Origin of the sequence: Microbacterium sp. GbtcB4 (assembly GCF_019091465.1) — a bacterium.
GTDB lineage: Bacteria > Actinomycetota > Actinomycetes > Actinomycetales > Microbacteriaceae > Microbacterium > Microbacterium paraoxydans.
The window spans coordinates 1-239 of sequence record NZ_JAGXJJ010000507.1; the positions used below are offsets into that span (position 1 = coordinate 1).

Here is a 239-nt window from a genome sequence, read left to right on the forward strand (position 1 = left end):
AAGAATGCCAAGGTCGCACTGCTGCATGCGCAGCGCATCGGCGATGTCCTGGCTGCCGCGCTCCTCGAATTCCACCGAGACCTGCGGATGCGCGGCCAGGAAGCCGGCAATGGCGGCGGGCACGTGTTCGCTGAGCGCCGCCGTGTTGCACAGCACCCGCACATGCGCCTTCAGGCCCTGCCCGTACTCGCCTAGGTCGCTGCGCAATCGATCCATCTGCTGCGATACCGTGCGCGCGT

General features: G+C 66.9%; 1 protein-coding gene. It reads right to left on the reverse strand.

Going from position 1 to position 239, the window contains the following annotated elements; translation table 11 throughout:
- A partial coding sequence (locus KVS71_RS18630; protein WP_254635919.1) for a LysR substrate-binding domain-containing protein occupies window positions 1-239 on the reverse strand: 239 nt, incomplete at both ends.